Raw genomic sequence first — 688 nt, 5'->3', positions numbered from 1 at the left:
GGCCGGGTCGAGCCCGGCGACCACGCCGTCGTCCAGGGTCCCGGCGGCGTGCACGATCGCCAGGTCGGGCTCGTCGTCGAACTCCCGCACCAGCGCCGCGCCCGCGTCGCGGTCGGAGAGGTCGCCTGCACGGGCCTCGACGTTCTCGTACTCCGCCGTCAGCTCGCGGACACCCTCCGCCCCGGTCCCCCGTCGGCCGACGAGCACGACCCGTCGGGCGCCGGGCTCCACCGCCCACCGGGCGACCGGGCGGCCGAGACCACCCGAGCCTCCGGGGGCCCGGGGCGGAGGGGGTCCGCGAGCTGACGGCGCAGTGCGAGCACGTCGCGGCCCGCGCCGGCGACCTCACCGACCGCGACGCGGTCGCGGCGCTGGTGCGGGAGTTCGACGCCGAGCCCGACCTGGCGATCGTGCACGCCGCCGGGACCCTGGACGACGGCGTGGTCGCCGGGCTCGACCCGGCCCGCCTGGACGCGGTGCGGGCGAGCAAGGCCGGTGCGGCCTGGCAGCTGCACGACCTGACGGAGCACCGCCCGCTCGCGGCGTTCGTCCTGTGCTCCTCGACCGCCGGCGTGCTCGGCAACCCCGGCCAGGCCAACGACGCCGCCGCCCACGCGGCGCGCGACGCGCTCGCGGAGCACCGCGCGGCCCGCGGGCTGCCGGCCACCTCGATCGCCTGGGGACCCTG

General features: G+C 79.4%; 2 protein-coding genes. One reads left to right on the top strand and one right to left on the bottom strand.

The window, feature by feature from the left end:
- Positions 1–231 (bottom strand): KR domain-containing protein (locus tag PUR56_RS01020; protein WP_443034415.1); only part of this gene is annotated, 231 nt, incomplete at its 3' end.
- Here PUR56_RS01020 and PUR56_RS01015 point away from each other — a divergent pair.
- On the top strand, positions 126–688 hold a 563-nt coding region (locus tag PUR56_RS01015; protein WP_443034416.1), incomplete at its 3' end, for a ketoreductase domain-containing protein. The two genes, PUR56_RS01020 and PUR56_RS01015, sit on opposite strands and share 106 nt — an antisense overlap.

The sequence above is a fragment of the Streptomyces sp. BE303 genome (genome assembly GCF_036290945.1).
Taxonomy (GTDB): domain Bacteria; phylum Actinomycetota; class Actinomycetes; order Streptomycetales; family Streptomycetaceae; genus Kitasatospora.
The sequence above is the reverse complement of the archived record's forward strand: the minus strand, read 5'-3'. Positions and strand labels throughout refer to the sequence as shown.